This window comes from Candidatus Magnetaquicoccus inordinatus (assembly GCF_004217665.1).
GTDB classification, from domain to species: Bacteria; Pseudomonadota; Magnetococcia; order Magnetococcales; family Magnetaquicoccaceae; genus Magnetaquicoccus; species Magnetaquicoccus inordinatus.
On sequence record NZ_RXIU01000070.1, the window covers coordinates 1 to 15,475 of the forward strand.

Annotated in this window: 10 protein-coding genes; 6 read left to right on the plus strand and 4 right to left on the minus strand. The window is 54.4% G+C overall.

Annotation, left to right across the window (positions count from 1 at the left end):
• Positions 1 to 449: 449 nt before the first annotated feature.
• Genes EJP87_RS07095 through EJP87_RS07110 form a run of 4 tightly spaced genes read left to right on the plus strand, consistent with a single transcriptional unit; the run spans position 450 to position 8,559 of the window.
• Positions 450 to 2,777 (plus strand): EAL domain-containing response regulator, encoded by a 2,328-nt coding sequence (locus EJP87_RS07095; protein WP_130471166.1) that lies wholly within the window; start codon positions 450 to 452, stop codon positions 2,775 to 2,777.
• A 2-nt stretch (positions 2,778 to 2,779) separates the two neighbouring features.
• Positions 2,780 to 4,327, plus strand: coding sequence for a CheR family methyltransferase (locus EJP87_RS07100; RefSeq protein ID WP_130471167.1), 1,548 nt, complete (start codon positions 2,780 to 2,782; stop codon positions 4,325 to 4,327).
• A 19-nt stretch (positions 4,328 to 4,346) separates the two neighbouring features.
• A complete protein-coding gene (locus tag EJP87_RS07105) occupies positions 4,347 to 6,272 on the plus strand; it encodes a methyl-accepting chemotaxis protein (protein ID WP_130471168.1) in 1,926 nt (641 codons plus the stop codon).
• Position 6,273: 1 nt separating this feature from the next.
• Positions 6,274 to 8,559, plus strand: coding sequence for a hybrid sensor histidine kinase/response regulator (locus EJP87_RS07110; RefSeq protein ID WP_130471169.1), 2,286 nt, complete (start codon positions 6,274 to 6,276; stop codon positions 8,557 to 8,559).
• Positions 8,560 to 8,810: 251 nt separating this feature from the next.
• Here the strand turns inward: EJP87_RS07110 and mgtE (EJP87_RS07115) are convergent, their stop codons facing one another.
• Together mgtE (EJP87_RS07115) and mgtE (EJP87_RS07120) are read right to left on the minus strand one after the other, a co-directional pair.
• Positions 8,811 to 10,205 carry a magnesium transporter gene (gene mgtE / locus EJP87_RS07115; protein ID WP_130471170.1) on the minus strand — a complete coding sequence of 465 codons (1,395 nt, stop codon included), beginning with the start codon at positions 10,203 to 10,205 and terminating at the stop codon, positions 8,811 to 8,813.
• Between the two features lie 43 nt (positions 10,206 to 10,248).
• The gene (gene mgtE / locus EJP87_RS07120; RefSeq protein ID WP_130471171.1) at positions 10,249 to 11,649 is read right to left on the minus strand and encodes a magnesium transporter; all 1,401 of its coding nucleotides are present in this window, start codon (positions 11,647 to 11,649) and stop codon (positions 10,249 to 10,251) included.
• A 442-nt stretch (positions 11,650 to 12,091) separates the two neighbouring features.
• Between mgtE (EJP87_RS07120) and EJP87_RS07125 the strand changes: the two genes are divergently transcribed.
• The gene (locus EJP87_RS07125; RefSeq protein WP_193771207.1) at positions 12,092 to 12,937 is read left to right on the plus strand and encodes a universal stress protein; all 846 of its coding nucleotides are present in this window, start codon (positions 12,092 to 12,094) and stop codon (positions 12,935 to 12,937) included.
• 27 nt (positions 12,938 to 12,964) lie between these two features.
• The gene (locus EJP87_RS07130; protein WP_130471173.1) at positions 12,965 to 14,158 is read left to right on the plus strand and encodes a cytochrome b/b6 domain-containing protein; all 1,194 of its coding nucleotides are present in this window, start codon (positions 12,965 to 12,967) and stop codon (positions 14,156 to 14,158) included.
• A gap of 43 nt (positions 14,159 to 14,201) precedes the next feature.
• On the opposite strand, the gene EJP87_RS07135 is transcribed toward EJP87_RS07130, so the two are convergent.
• Both EJP87_RS07135 and EJP87_RS07140 read right to left on the minus strand, forming a co-directional pair.
• On the minus strand, positions 14,202 to 14,606 hold the full coding sequence (locus EJP87_RS07135) for a hypothetical protein (protein ID WP_130471174.1): 405 nt from the start codon (positions 14,604 to 14,606) through the stop codon (positions 14,202 to 14,204).
• Positions 14,603 to 15,139, minus strand: a complete 537-nt coding sequence (locus EJP87_RS07140; protein ID WP_130471175.1) for a chemotaxis protein CheW — start codon at positions 15,137 to 15,139, stop codon at positions 14,603 to 14,605. Before EJP87_RS07140 ends, EJP87_RS07135 begins: the two co-directional genes overlap by 4 nt.
• Positions 15,140 to 15,475 lie beyond the last annotated feature (336 nt).

Sequence of the window (15,475 nt, forward strand, 5' to 3'; positions counted from 1 at the left end):
CGCGCATTTTTGCGCCAATCCGCACAGCATCCCCATGGGGGTAGAGCTGGCGAACCAGCACGAACCTGAATAGTTACCCCCATTGTAACACAACCTCTGCAGGGGAGCAGCATAAGAATTGTTGGCGGCGAAATTATCTGTTGGGGAGTGAATTTTGTTAGCATGGCTGGGAGCGGTTTGCTAGACTTAAAGTAAGGGGTTGTGTTTGCTTGGTGAAGGTTGGAAATGAGAGAGTGGCGCGTATGGTGCGTCTTGCAGGCGTCAGATTGGAGAGCTTGTGAAAAACGGTCGGCAGCCAGTTCATGGGCGAGGTGCAGGCGCATGCGTGACGAGAGATGGCAAGCAGATAGGCGAGGAGCGAATGAGCCTGCAACGCCGTTCATGGGCGGTACAGTAGATTTATTCACAAGCTCGGAGCGTTGCGAGAATTGTTGAATGTAGGGGGAGGTATGACGACTCTGGCAACCACCATGGTGGATTCGGGCCTGGTATACCGCATATTGATTGTCGATGATGACGGGTTTACCCGCATGTTGTTGCGCAGTGCCCTGGAGGATGGGGGATATGAGGTAACCGAGGCGGCGGATGGTGAGCAGGCGTTGCACGAGGTGGGCGGAGCGGTAGCGTTTGATTTGCTCATCACCGATTTGAATATGCCCGGCATGACTGGCACGGAGTTGGTGCAGCGTTTACGCAAGGATGGGGTCAGGTTACCGATAATTGTTCTTTCCGGCAATAATGATGTGGGTACGGCCATTGGGGTGATCCACGATGGGGCGGATGATTATTTGCTGAAGGATGAGAATATCGAGTCCACAGTGCTGTTTGCTGTGGGCAAATTGTTGGACAAGGTACGGATTGAGAAAGAAAATCGACAACTATTAGAGGCGTTGCAACACTCCAACAAGGAGCTGGCCGCTGAACTGGTGATTCGGCAGCAGAATGAGGCGCAGATTCAGCGCGATTTTGAGTCGCGCACGGTCATCTACCGTTTATTGGAGTCGGCGATGACCGGTTTGCCGTTGTCGGAGCAATTGGCAGCCATGTTGGAGGTGATTGTTGCGGTTTCCTGGATGGATTTGCAAGCAAAGGGTGCCATCTTTTTATTGGATCCGCACAGTGGTGATTTGCTGTTGAGGGCCGCGTGTGGTTTAAGCCAGCAGCAACAATCTTCCTGTGCCCGCGTGGCCGCGACGCAGTTTCACCAGACATTATGCGGTCGGGCTTTGGCCGAGGGCAGGATTCTTTTTGTTGGACATGATCAGCATGAGCAGGGAAGCAATTGTACCGGCATCTCAGGCAGCAGTCGTTACCTGGTGCCGATTTTGTTACAGCAGCGACCATTAGGGGTATTGAAGCTCTATTTGGCGCACGAACGACAGCCTCTTCCCGAAGAAGAGCTGTTTTTGCAGTCCATCTCTTCGACTTTGTCCAGTGTCTTGGAGCGCAAACAGTTGGAAGAGGCGCTCAAGCAGAAGGCAGAGTATGATGCGTTGACTGGATTTGCCAATCGGGCGCTGTTTTATGATCGCTTGACCCAGGCGATTACAGCCTCGCAGCGCAATGGCAAAGATCTGGTGTTGATGTTTATTGATCTGGACCGTTTCAAGCAGGTAAATGATACCTTAGGTCATGAAGCGGGTGATCGGCTCTTGCAGGAGGCGGCGCGGCGTATTGCCGGCTGTTTGCGAGGTACTGATTTATTGGCTCGTTTGGGTGGGGATGAGTTTACGGTCATTTTGCCTTGGTTGACGCATGCGTTTTATATTGAATATGTTGCGCGGCGTATTTTGGAAGAGTTGAACAAGCCTTTTCATCTGCCGCAGGGGGAGGGATCGATTTCCGGGTCGATTGGCATTACCTTTTTTCCCAACGATGCGGAGACGATGGAGCAGTTGTTGAAAAATGCTGATGCGGCGATGTATCAGGCCAAGGAGGCGGGACGCAGCACCTTTCGCTTTTTCACCCCAGAGATGAATGAGGCGGCTGCGGAGCGGGCGCGCCTGGAGCGGGCCATCACCTTGGCGTGGGACAATCGGGAGTTTGCCATTTATTATCAACCGCGTGTTGCGGCAAAGAGCGGTCGCGTTGTGGCCATGGAGTCACAGTTGCGCTGGCATCGTGAAACGGCAGTGGTGGCAGGGCAAGCGATGGTGGCGGAGCTTTTTTTGCCGCATCTGGAGCAGACCGATTTGATGGTTCCGGTGGGATTATGGATGTTGGAGAGTGTGTGTCGGCAATACCATGCCTGGATGGAGGCTGGCTATGCGATAGAGCGGGTCAGCATACCGTTATCGCTGCGTTATTTGCAGCAGGGTATGGTTTTGTTGGAGATGATACAGTCGGTATTGCGTGAGACGGGTGTGCCGGCAGATCGTTTGGAGCTGGAGATTGGTTGTGCAGTTTTATTGAGTCAGTGGGAGAAGATGGCCCCCTTGTTTGAGATGTTGCAGGGGTTGGGGGTGACCATTGCCTTGCGCGATGTTGGTTTGACGCCATTTTCTCCAGCCATATTGCAGGCGGCAGGGGTGCGGGTGATCAAGCTGGATCGGGGGTTATGGGTAGGTTTGCCGGATGACAGTGGGCGTGGCCAGATGATTCGTGGCTGGCGGGCCATGGCGGAGGCGATGGGTTGGCGTTTATTGGTGGATGGTATCGACACTGCAGAGGATCGGCAGTTTTGGCAGGAGTATGGCGGTGATTTGTTGCAGGGAGAGCTGTTTGCACCGGCGTTATCGGTTCAGGCGTGCACCCAATATCTGCAGGCCCAGGGTTAGGGATGATGAAGCCGCTGCAGCAGATGGAAGAGTGGAGTATGACTGCGTTGCAGCAGTGGCAGAGTTTGGTGCGTGAACGCAGTGGGTTATATTTTGATCAAAACCGGATCAACAAATTACGGGAGGGTGTGGAAGATCGCATGATGGCCTGTGCGATTTTTTCGCGGCAGGCATATTGGGAGCATGTGCAAGAGAGTGAGCAGGAGTTTGCGGCGCTGCTTTCATTGTTGACGGTGAATGAGAGCTATTTTTTTCGGGGCATCGAGGAGTTGCGCCTGTTTTGTGATGTGTTGTTGCCTGGTTATCAACAGCAAATCAAGGTGGAGCGACCGCTGAACATAATCAGTGCAGGTTGTGCCCGGGGGGAAGAGGCCTATTCGTTGGCAATTTTGCTACTGGAAAGCCATGGAGAAAAATATCGCTTTTCGGTAAAGGGCGGCGATGTGGATGGACAGGCTTTGCAGGGTGCGCGCAGTGGGTTGTATGCCGAGAAGGCTTTATGTAATTGCGATGCGCAGTTGCGGGAGCGCTATTTTGTCCGCGAGGGCTCCGGGCGGGAGCGTGTTGTACAGCGTTTGCAAGAGCGGGTCAATTTTTTTCCGTTAAATTTGATGTCGGAAATCTATCCTGAGCCGATGCGCGGGGTGGATTTTATATTCTATCGCAATGTTTCGATCTATTTTGATGAAACGACCAAGCGGGCGGTATTTTGTCGATTGTTGGAGCAGTTACAGCCTGGGGGCTGTCTGTTTTTGACTCCGGCGGAGATCTTTTTTCACAATCAGCCGCAGATTCGTCCGGGCAATGTACATTTGGAGACATGGCAGGGACGTTTTTTCTTTCGCAAGCGGGAGGGGCGTTCGCTGATGCCGCTGCCAGAGTGGATAGGAGAGAATCGGCGCAGTGGAGAGAGCGAGAGGATAAGGAGTGCGGCAGAGCCGTTGCCAACGATTGGTACCCGGGCGGCGGAGGTGGCTCAGGATCTGCTGATGGCAGGAGAGAAGCTGGGCCACAAGATGGATCGGCAACGGCAGATGGGCAAGGTGATTCGTTTGCTTTTGGCAAACAAGGTCAAGCAGGCCTTGGAGCAGATCAACAAGCGGTTGTGGAGTGAGCCGCCGCACCCGCAAGTGGTGACATTGAAGGCCGCGGCTCTTTTGTGTGCCGAAGAGGATGGTGAGGCGTTGCGGCAGGCGGTCAGTTTATGTCGGGCGTTGATCAAGCGGGATACCCTGAGTTATGAGGGGCTGTTGTTGTTGGCGATGGGGTTGCATCAGGAGGGTGGCGATCCGATTGAGCGGATTGCGCATTTGCGGGCGGCAATCTTTTTGCATCCCGGAAGTTGGCTGCCGCACTATTATTTGGCGCATGCCTATGAGGCGTTGCAGGAGAGGGAGATGGCGGTACGGGAGTACCAGGTGGTGATTTACCGATTGGGCAGAGCGGGAGGTATGCAAGGTCATGGATTACCATTTTTGCCGTTGCGCTTTTCTGAACAGGAGTTGATCAATTATTGTCAGAACCGGTTACAGCGAATCAATCCGGCCTGAGCTGAAGGGGGGCAACAGGATGCGCGGGATCGTACAGTGGGCTGTGCAAAATCGAACGGGTTTGTTTTCCCGATTTTCTATCGACACCTGGATGCGCCTGACCTCAGGGGTATCGTTGGTGATTTTTCTGGCGGTGATTACCCTGAATCATCTCTCCTTGGGGGAGGTGCAGGAGATCAATCGGGATTTATACCGGGGGTTGCGGGAAAAGGATGGATGGCGTCTCTTGTCATTGGGGGTGGCACAGGCGGAAAATATTCGCATGAAGGTGCAATTGAGTCGGCAGATGGAGTCGGCCAAACCGATGCAGCCGCTGCTTGCCGAGTTGCGTCAGCAGGTAGACAGCTTGAGCAATGGGGCGATGGAGGCGATTCGTGCCGATTTGCAGGAGTATGCGACCGCTTTTGAGCAGTTGACGGAAGCGATTGCGCAAAGTCAATCTTTGCGGCTGGTATTGAAGCGCCATCGGGAAGAGATTGAGATTCAGATCTATGAGTTGGAAAATCGTACTCTGGAATCGGCCTTGGCCGATTTGCATTTATCGGAGGTGGATTATCTGGCCGATCCCAATGAGGGGCGGGCGCATGGGATTCGCGTGGTGCTGGATCGACTGGCCAGGGATGCCAGCGAATCGTTGGCAAAAATGCGCCGCACTTTGGATATGAATGCTTATCAGCAGACTTTGGCGCTTTTGTTGGCCAAAGACACCCAGGTAGTACGGACTATCGCCAGCATGGAGAAGACGGCACAAAAAATAACAGAAGATGTGCAGAAGCAGATGCACTGGATGGATCAAAAGATGGCAAAGCAGGTGGTTGCCACGGAAACAGAGGTCACCCGTACCCAGTGGGGGAGTGTGATTGGCACTTCGATTGGTGTGTTGTTGACGGTATTGATTGGATTGTGGGTGGGCCAGATACTGCAGCGTTATCTGCACAAGGTGCCGAAGGGTTTGGACAAGTTGGCCAGTGGCGATTTGAGTTTTCATTTTGAGGTTCCGGCGCAATTTCGCAATGAGCTGTTTCAGATTATGGATGCAGCCAACCGTCTGGCGGATAGTTTGGAAAAATCGATTCGGGCGGTGCTGCATGTGACCGACAGTGTCAACCACTCTTCGATTGAGATTTCGGCGGCCATGGAGCAGCAATCGGCGACAGCAGTTCAGCAGGTGGCCTCGGTTACCGAGATCACCTGTACGATGGAGGAGCTCTCTTCCTCTTCGGCACAAATCGCCGACAATGCCCGGCGGGTATTGCAGATGTCCAGTGATGCCTGGTCGAAGACCAATCAGAGTGCCGCGGAGATGGCGGTGGTGATCGATCGCATGAAAAAGATTACCAAGGCCAATCGGCGCAGTGGCAAGGCGATAGCGGAGTTGGGGAAGAAGTCGGTTGAGATCACGGAGATCATGAATATTATCAATTCGATTGCCGATCAGACCAAGCTGTTGGCTTTTAATGCGGCTTTGGAGGCGGCCAGTGCGGGGGAGGCGGGAAAACGGTTTGGGGTGGTGGCGGCGGAGATACGTCGTTTGGCCGATTCGGTGATGGAGTCAACGGGCCATATTGCGGCACGAGTGGAGCAGATTCATGCCACTATCGAGGGTCTGGTGGAATCGGCGCGCCGTGATGCCCAGCAGGTAGAGGAGGGAATGGAGATCAGCATGCGTGCAGCGCGCATGTTGGCAGAGGTGGTGGAGGGGGTGGGCACCACCACCGATGCCACGCAACAGATCTCCTTGGCGACACAGCAGCAGGAGACGGCCAACCGGCAGATATTGGTAGCGTTGCAAGGGATTGAGCAGGGGATTCAGCAGAGTTCGGTGACGATCAATCAGACCAGTCAGGGGATCAAGGCGATGGCCCATTTGGCGCAGAGTCAAAAGGAGCAGGTGGCCCGTTTCAAGTTGACAGATCTGCAGCAATGGCAAGAGGTGAGCGCCTGAGATGGCCTTGAACCGGGCGCAATTTGTTGCCTCATTTTTGGCAGATGCCCATGCGCATGTGGGTGAGATGGATCGTTGTTTGTTGTTGTGGGAAAGATTGTCGGTTGGGGAGTTGCCCGCAGCAGCGGATCTGGATGGATGTTTTCGCGCGGCGCATACCCTGAAGGGTGCCGCACGGATGATGCGTTTTGCACCTGTTTCGGTGTTGGCGCACAAGATGGAAGATGTGTTAAGCGCCTTGCGGGAGCAAAAAATCAGTTGGTCGCCGCGCATGGGTGATCTGCTGTTTGCCGGTTTGGATGCGCTACGCGCTCTGTTGGATCAGGTTGCCAGCGGTTCCGGGGAGTTGGTAGAGGATGAGAGGCTCTGCCAGGCGTTGGCGGAGTTGGCTGCCTCAGGTGGGGAGGCGGGAGGACAAAAAGGAGTTGCCAATGGTGCACCGCCCACCTCTGTATCGGAGAGGCGGGAGAGTGAAACAGGAGCGGCGGCAGTCACGGAGCAAGTCACTCCTGCTCCTGTGGTGGCAGCAGAGGCGCAAGCCATGGGCGAGGGGGAAGGACGCAAGAGTGCTGCTCCGCCGCGCCTGCCGGCAATGCGTTCTCTGGGGCGCAGTGGCGATGCCACCATTCGCATGGATGCCGAGCAGATTGATCATTTATTGCAAACGGTGGGAGAGTCACTCTTTTTTCGCAAACGCATCAAGCAGCGTTTGCAAGAGGTGCGACAGGCGCATGCAGCCTGCAGCCGTCTGATGGAGGCGCAATCGTCGCGACAGTTGCAGAGTCTGAGCAATCAGTTGCAGCAGACGGCGACGCAGTTGGCAGCAGATGCCACGCTGCTTGATCAGGTGTTGGATGCTTTGTACACGCATACTTTGGAAATGCGTTTGTTGCCGTTGACCACGCTGTTTGACATGTTACCGCGTCTGGTACGCGATTTGGCCAAGGCGAGTGGCAAGGAGATTCAACTGCAGGTGCGTGGTGGGGAGACCCGTTTGGATCGGGTGATTATTGAAAAGCTGGGTGATGTTTTTTTGCATTTATTGCGCAACGCTGTGGATCATGGCATTGAACTGCCGGAAAAGCGGCTGCAGGCGGGCAAGCCGATTCAGGGGACGATTCAGGTATTGGCGGGTACGCAGGGAGGAGCGGTCACCATTGAATTGCGGGATGATGGCAAGGGCATTGATCTGCAGCGGCTGCAAGAGGTGGCGGTTGCCAAGCAGATAGTCAGTGCCGGAGCGCTTGGTCAGCTTGCCCATTCCGAGCTGTTGGAGTTGATCTTTCATCCAGGCTTGAGCACCCAGGAGAGGGTAACCGATCTCTCTGGTCGTGGTGTGGGCATGGATGTGGTAAAACGGAATATTGTCGAGCTGCTGCAGGGTTCAATTCGGGTGGAGAGTGATCCGGGGCAGGGAACCCGTTTTTTGTTGCGGTTGCCATTGACCTTGGCCACGGTGCGGGTTCTGTTGTTTCGGGTGAACGGGTTGGTTTTGGCGATACCTGGAGCGGCGGTGGCGGAGATTGTTGCGGTGCAGGAAGAGGATTTGCTGCCGGTGGTTGGTGGCAGGGCCTTGCGCTTGCGCGAGCAGATGATTCCGGTGCAGGCGTTGCAGAGCATTTTGGGATTATCCCCTTCGCTGTTGCGTCTGCCAACAGAGCGGCGGCGCCTGGTATTGGTTTTGGCACATGCGCAGGGGCAACGGGGTCTGTTATGTGATGCGCTGGTGGATGAAGAGGTGGTGGTATTGAAACCATTGCCCTATTTTATGCGCCGCCATCCTTTTGCCTCCGGGATGATGATTTCGGCCCAGAATGAGATTGTTTTGGTTTTGGATGGCCTGTTGTTGTGCAAGCGCATGCAGGAGATGGGGGCAGAGACGATCCGCCAGAGTGGCGAGAGTCTCTGGCAGCGTTCGACCCGGCATATTTTGGTTGTGGATGATACGCGCACCAATCGGGAGATTGAGCAGGCCATTTTGCAGGCGGCGGGCTATCGGGTCAGTTTGGCAGAGAATGGTGAGGAGGGGTATGCCAAAGCGGTGGCGGAGCCATTTGATTTGGTGGTGACCGATGTAGAGATGCCGCTGTTGGATGGATTTTCTTTAACGCGCAAGTTGCGGTGCCAGGAGCGCTATCGGCACACGCCGATTATTTTGGTCACCTCGCGTGACAAGGAGGAGGATAAGCGTCGTGGCATTGCGGCAGGGGCATCGGCCTATATCGTCAAGGGTGCTTTTGACCAGAGCCATTTGGTGGATACGGTACGTAATTTATTGGGAGAGTAGTAACTATTCATCACCCAAAACTATTGCGGGTCCAGGGAGGGCACCTCCCTGGCGGAGTCCAGAAGCGGAGCCTCTGGGGTTTTGTTTTGTGCTTTTGGCGCGCTTTTCACAACAAGCCGACGCGCTTTTTGCGTCGGCTTAAGCGCCTAATGGAAGCAAGCTGTGCGGATTGGCGCGCTTTTTTGCGCCAATCCGTACTGCATCCCCATGGGGGTAGAGCTGGCGAGCCAGCACGAACCTGAAAGTTATCCCTAAAGTTTGAACATGAAGAAGGCGACGGTCAAATAGTTGATCGAACCGACCATATCAATGAAGGCGAGAGCCATTGGACCGGCTGCCACAGCGGGGTCGGCCCCCAACTTTTTGAAAAAATAGGGCAAGGACATGGCAATAACCGCCGAGCAGGAGATGCTGAGCGTCATCGCTATACCTAAAGTCATAGACAATAAATGGTTTTGAAAAATGAGATAGGAGGCGCCAGCGAGGGCGAGGCCATAGATTCCCCCCTGGATAAAGTTGACTGCCAGTTCGCGGAAGAGCAACTTGAAGAAGTGTCCTTCGTGCAAGGTGCCCAGGGCGAGGCCACGGACGACGACAGCTCCGGTTTGGCTGCCGGCATTGCCAGACATGCCGATGACGATGGGGAAAAAGAAGGCCAGTTGAACGACGGCAGAGAGGGTATGTTCAAAGCCGTCGAGGATAGCGGAGATGGCCAGATAGGCGATGAAGGCGGTGATCAACCAGGGGACGCGGGTAGCAAAGATTTGCAGGGGGGTTTGGGTCAGGACGTTGGCTTTGCTGGAACCGATACCGGCCATTTTCATGATCGATTCGGTATTTTCCTCTTGGATGATGTCAATCAAGTTATCGATGGTGATTTGACCGACCAGCATACCCAGTTCATCGACGACCGGCACGGCAAGGAGGCGATGGCGCGAGATCTGTTTGGCGACGTTGCCTTGTGGGGCATCGACATGAACTTTGACCAGTCGTGAGCTGGTAAATTCCATGAGCAGTTTATCGGGATTGGCCAGGATCAGGCGGCGCAGAGAGCAGACACCGGTGAGGCGGTGCATCTCATCGACGACGTAGAGGTAGAAGATGGAGTTTTGATCGGCCAGATCCTGGATGGTATGGATAGCCTCGGCGGCGGTCATGGTTTGAGGCAGGGCCAGGATATTGGTTTCCATGAGGCTGCCGGCGGTATTTTCCTTGTAGGAATAGTTGTCGACGGGACGTTGCGGACGTTGTTTGGTTTCCAGGGTCTCCTGGAGTCGTTCACTGGTGGCGTCATCGAGTTTGCTCAAGATGGCGGTACGCACTTCCAGGGGGAGATTGTTCAGGATAACCCACGCCTGTTCGTTGCTCATTTGGCGCATGACGCACTGTTTATGGGCATCGTCGAGATGTTCCAGGACGGCGGCGGCGTGCGAGGTTGGGGTGATGGCGGAGAAGACTTCCTGGGCGCGATGTTCTGGGAAGCCGTTAAGAACCTGGGAGATATCGGTAGCCTTGAGTTTGCTGAGCAGTTGCGAGAGGTGCGCGGTAGCGCCCCGACGGTGCAAGCGCACGATTGCCTCAGAGATATTATTTTTTGTAGGTTGAGAGGGGGAAGATTTATTCTCTTCCAGATCCATCATGGCCATAGCATTTTATCCTGGTCGCGAGAGGTTGGCGCGGGAGCGGGCATCAAAAACCGTAGACGAGGGTGGCGATCATCAAATAATTGATCACCCCAAGGACATCGACGGTAGTGAGGACATAGGGTCCACCACCGATAGCCGGATCATGTCCCAGACGTTGCAGGAGCAGAGGCAGACTGGAGGCGATAACACCGGCGTAGGTGATATTGGAAAGGATGCTGATACCGACCACGAAAGCCAGGGTGGAGCTTTTGAAGACCAGCAGGGCATACAGGGAGAGACAGACGCCATAGAAGAGGCCGATGAGGACACCGGTTTTGGTCTCTTTCATGAGCAAGGCGAAATAGTCGCTGACCTGGATGACACCGGTGGCCAGTCCGCGCACGGCGACCACGGCGGTTTGGCTGCCGACATTGCCGGCCATGCCGAAGATCATGGGCATGAAAAAGCTCAATTGGATGACGCGGGACATGGTCTCTTCAAACTCGCCAAGGGTCCAGGCGGCAAAGAGTCCGCCGAGGAAGGGGGCGACCAGCCAAGGGAGGCGGTTTCTGGCGATACCGGTGATGGCTTGGGTAAGAATATTTTGCGACTGATCGGAGTCGGCGCCGACCGATTTGAGCATGGACTGGGTGTCGGCATTTTGGATGACGTGGATCAGGTCATCGACGGTGATGATACCGCGCAGCACGCCTTGATCGTTGAGTACAGGGATGGCCATCAGGTCATGAGCGGTGACCAGTTTGGCGGCATCCTCTTGTGGGGTGTCGACGTTTACGGTATGGACCCGACGATCCATGATGTCGCCGACCCGCTTGTCGGGAGGCGAGAGCAGCATGCGCCGCAGTGAACTGACGCCGACGAGGCGATTTTGTTCGTCGAGGATGTAGACATAGAAGACAAACTCATGGTAGGGCAGGCTGCGCAACGTTTCCAGTGCTTCGCGGGCGGTGGTGCTTTCATCGATAGCGAAAAACTGGGTGGTCATGAGTGTTCCGGCGGTATCAGGCAGATATTGCAAGAGGCTTTGCACCTCTTTGCGGGTCTCCTGGCCGAGGGCATTCATGATGTGGGAGCCCACTTCCGGATTCAGTTTGCTCAAGATACGGCTGCGGGTATCCGGGGGAAGATTTTCCAGTACCGCGACGGCGCGTTCGAGGGTACAGGAGGAGATGATATGGATTTGGTACTCCTCCTGGAGATTTTGTAAAGTTTCTCCCGCCTGAGTGGGTTGGGTAATCAGGTTGAAGAGATCTGCCGCTTCATCCATTTCATCAGTGGAATTGATGACCAGTGCGATATCGCCGGGCAGCAAACGGCTGATAATGCGGGAGAGTTGGGTGTCTGCTCCTTTGCGGTAGAGACGGCGGATAGTCTCCACATACATGGGTGGTTGGTTGCCGCCCATGGCAGCAGTTTGCGGTTCATCGATAACGATTGCGCCCATTGTTCAACCTCTCTTTTTTTCTGGAACATGATGGCAGAGGGGGGCTATTGCGGGAAGGCGGATTGCCAAGGATGAGGAGAGAGACTCTGCACATCTTCTGCTTGGCAGCAACAGCCGGTTTGGCAGGTCAATATAATCGTACTGTTTTCCCGGCGTCAAGAAAGGGGTGTGAGGCTATGTGAAATTTTTTTTGAATATTGAGAGATTTTTTGCGACACTGAGTTGGAAAGTGGCGTGTTATGGGTGTTATTGCTGGTGAATTGTGTAAAAATTTTTTATATAGGCTAATTTCATTTCACAAATTGCTTTTGCGGCTCCTTGAAGAGTGGCAACTTTCCGCATACCATACCGGATGCTGGGTCAGGCGGATGCTGTGATGCGAGCAGGGAAGGAGAATACGCACGGTGGCATTCAGGGGATAACACGTTCAGAGGGAGAGATCATGAGTCACGACAGTATGGTGGATCCGGAACAATTTAAAGTCATTCTGTTGGCTACCGATGGATCGGAATTTTCGGCTGGTGTGGAGCGAGTCGGCATTGATATGGCGACTCAACATGGTTCACAGTTGATTGTATTGCGCTTGTTGATGGCAGAGCCGGGTACGGATGCGGCGATTGTGGAAGAGCAGGATGCCTCTTTGAATGTGGAACGGATTCATACGCTGTGTCAGGAGAAGGGTTTAAAGAGTTCGGTGCTGCTGCGTCCGGCCAAGGATCCGAGTCAAGGGATTCTGGCGGTGGCCAAGGAGGTAGGAGCGCAATTATTGATTATTGGTCGGCGTGGTCGGCGTGGCATGGCCAAATTCATGGTGGGCGACGCGACTGCCAAGATTATCGAAAAGGCAGAGTGTTCGGTTTTGGTGGTGCCGCGACTCTTTTCCTATTGGACCAATGGCGTATTGTTGGCAGTGGATCCCGAGTTGGCTGAGGGTGATGAAGTGGCTCATGGTGCCTTTGCCCTGGCCCAGAAGGGGGGATTGCCGTTGACCATCTTGACGGTTGCCGGAGATGATGCCAGCGATCGACCTGAGGTGAATCAAACGGTCAACCGTCTGGTTGCCAAAGCAAAAATGGCACAGATTGATGCGGATGGTTTGGTGCAGGATGGTGTGGTGAATGATGCCATTTTGGAGGTGGCACGGCAACGCAGTTGCGATATTATTGTTTGTGAACCACGGGATCGTTCGATGATTGACCGTCTGTTTAATGTCAACCCGTTGATTCATCTGATTGGCAAGGCCCATTGCCCTGTTCTGGTCATGCAGGGGGGTGCCGAGACGGCATAAAGTGCACAGAGCGGACAGGATAGCGATGTGGAAAAGGTCAATTGGCGGCGACGCCTGGGGCGTTATTTGCGCAGTTGCGTCAATGCTGAATGGGAGGTATGGGACCGTCCAGTCCGCTTTTTTCACTGGGTAGTGACAGGAATGATCGTAGCCTGTCTGCTGACCGGTTGGCTGGATCCGGCTTGGCAATTGGATCGGCATCTGATTTTTGGTGGTATTTTGACAGGATTATGGCTGTTTCGCCTGATTTGGGGCTTGGTTGGTTCCGAATATGCGCGATTCAGCCATTTTTTTTATGCCCCGCACCAGGTGTTGCAGGATGGTGCGGCGTTATGGCAGGGACGACTGAAGGTGGCCTCCCTGGGGCTCAATCCGTTGAATGCTTGGGTCAGTTTTGTTTTGTTGTTGGTGGTGGGAGCGTTGCTGCTGACTGGCGTGGTGGCCTATGGCGGTGAAGAGCATTTAGGACCGTTGGCATCGGTGGTCAGTTTTCAATTGGGGGAGAGGGCGCAGCGTTGGCATGGTTGGCTGGCCTATGCGGTGCTGCCATTGGTGGGCTTGCATCTGTTGATTGTCTGGCGTGAATCCAAACTGACACGCCAGCCTTTGCTGCGCAGCATGATTACTGGTTGCAAGCCTTTGGATAGCGATCATGTGGAGGAGCAGTATCGGGATTCCCATGCCGGTTGGGCCATTCTGGTCGGGGGACTTGTGATTTTTGCGGTGGATCACTGGTCCAAAGAGTTGGCACAACTGCCAATGGATGGATGGCGACCGCTTGCCTATCCCCAGATCTATCAAGAAAAGTGTGGAAGCTGCCATTGGACCATCCATCCCAGCCTGTTGCCGGAAGAGCGTTGGCAGAATCTGCTTAATCAGTTGGATCATCATTTTGGGCACACCATTTTTCTTTCTGGCAAAGAGGCTATTGCCATCAGCAGTTTTGTGTTGATTCATGCAGCAGAAGATTGGGACACCGAGGTGGCGCATCGTTTTCGCAAAGCCACGGGCAATGCCAGCCATTATATTATCGAGCATCCGTTGTGGCAGAAGCTCCATGACAGAGTCGATCAACGACTCTTCACTGCTCCACCAGTGGGATCCCGTGTGCACTGTCCGGTGTGTCATCATGATGCCTTGAGTGGACGTTTTGCCGCGCATGCCATCCATTTGCCAAAGATTGAAGAAAAAAAGGGGGTGCTGTTTACTCCTCCCCAATGATGGCGTATGCGGTTGTTGATCGCTTCGGGTGAGGGGAGTGGGTTCAGGCTTTTGTTTTCATGAGGTTGTGTAGATCCAGCAACAGGATGGGACCACAGGCAGGCAGTGCGATGGCCCAATAGGGGGGAGTGGTCGCGGCAGGAAACAGGCAAGTTGGCCAGGGATGGAGCTGGTGGTAGGGAATGGAGAGCAATCCTTGCAGACGATCGACGATCAAGCCACCGGGAAGATTGAGTTGAGGTTGTGGCAGGAGCAGATAGGGATCGGCATAGTGGGGAGAGTCATCCTGCAAATTGAGACAGCGATGAAAATAACTTGCGTTGTTAATATTGTGGGCAGGGTTCCAGCGCGTGCCGCTGGCGATCAGTTTGGCTTCGATGCCCAGGCGGCTTTTCTGGAAGTGACAAAGGAGAATCAGCAACTCTGGGGAGTGATGGATCTGTTTCACAAACAGAGCTCTTGCAGATGCTGGAAGAGGGCGTCGATATCGAGCAAGGGTGTGGGATGATCGGCGAACAAGAGCTCTCCATGGGCAAATTTTTGCATATGGTCGGCGAGGGAGGAGTGTTGCGTTTGTACGGCACTTTTGGGAAACTCGCGAATATCTTCGACGGCATCGACCAACATGCCGGTATTTTTCTCCTCTTTTTGCACGATGAGAATGCGGCTGGAGTGTTTGCGGGTGCTGGCAATGGTGGTGGGGAGCATCTCCAGCAGGCGCGCCAGATCGAGAACTGAGGCGATTTCGCCGCGCACCGGGATGACACCGAGAAAGAAGGGGGAGCTGCCTGGCACGGGAATGATATCGCCTGCCGGCAACACCTCGCGGACATATTGGCCTGGCAGGGCGAAATAGTGATCCAGCAGGCGGAAGATGAGCAGGTGTTGCTGCTCTTCATCGACAATAATTTGCTCTTGCTGGCGCAAGAGCGCCGCATGGGCAAGAATCTCCGGGTGAGTAGAAGGCATCTGCTCGGACATGGGCGGCAGGGGCTGCTAGGGAAGTATGCAAGAAAGAAACACCAAGCGAGAGAGAGGCTACAACGATTGGGCGTTGATTGCCAGCGTAAAATGCAGGGCAATCGCATTTGCCAATTTCTTCACTGTTGCCACAAGCGAAACTGTGCATGTCGGGCGTCCGCCCTCCCAAAGAGTGCCCCTGCGGGGCACAAATCGGTGCGGCGTGCGCGAATGCTACGCATTTGCTTTTGTGAAACGCCGCACATTTTCAGCAGGGCTTTGCCCCATATGCGCTAACATGATTATCGAAACTTATTGTTGAGCAGTGTGGATGCGTGTATAATGCAACCACTATGG

Bases quoted from the DNA above. Each gene is read 5' to 3' on its own strand.
- EJP87_RS07095 (WP_130471166.1), top strand. From the start codon at position 450: ATGACGACTCTGGCAACCACCATGGTGGATTCGGGCCTGGTATACCGC.
- EJP87_RS07100 (WP_130471167.1), top strand. From the start codon at position 2,780: ATGATGAAGCCGCTGCAGCAGATGGAAGAGTGGAGTATGACTGCGTTG.
- EJP87_RS07105 (WP_130471168.1), top strand. From the start codon at position 4,347: ATGCGCGGGATCGTACAGTGGGCTGTGCAAAATCGAACGGGTTTGTTT.
- EJP87_RS07110 (WP_130471169.1), top strand. From the start codon at position 6,274: ATGGCCTTGAACCGGGCGCAATTTGTTGCCTCATTTTTGGCAGATGCC.
- mgtE (WP_130471170.1), bottom strand. From the start codon at position 10,205: ATGGCCATGATGGATCTGGAAGAGAATAAATCTTCCCCCTCTCAACCT.
- mgtE (WP_130471171.1), bottom strand. From the start codon at position 11,649: ATGGGCGCAATCGTTATCGATGAACCGCAAACTGCTGCCATGGGCGGC.
- EJP87_RS07125 (WP_193771207.1), top strand. From the start codon at position 12,092: ATGAGTCACGACAGTATGGTGGATCCGGAACAATTTAAAGTCATTCTG.
- EJP87_RS07140 (WP_130471175.1), bottom strand. From the start codon at position 15,139: ATGTCCGAGCAGATGCCTTCTACTCACCCGGAGATTCTTGCCCATGCG.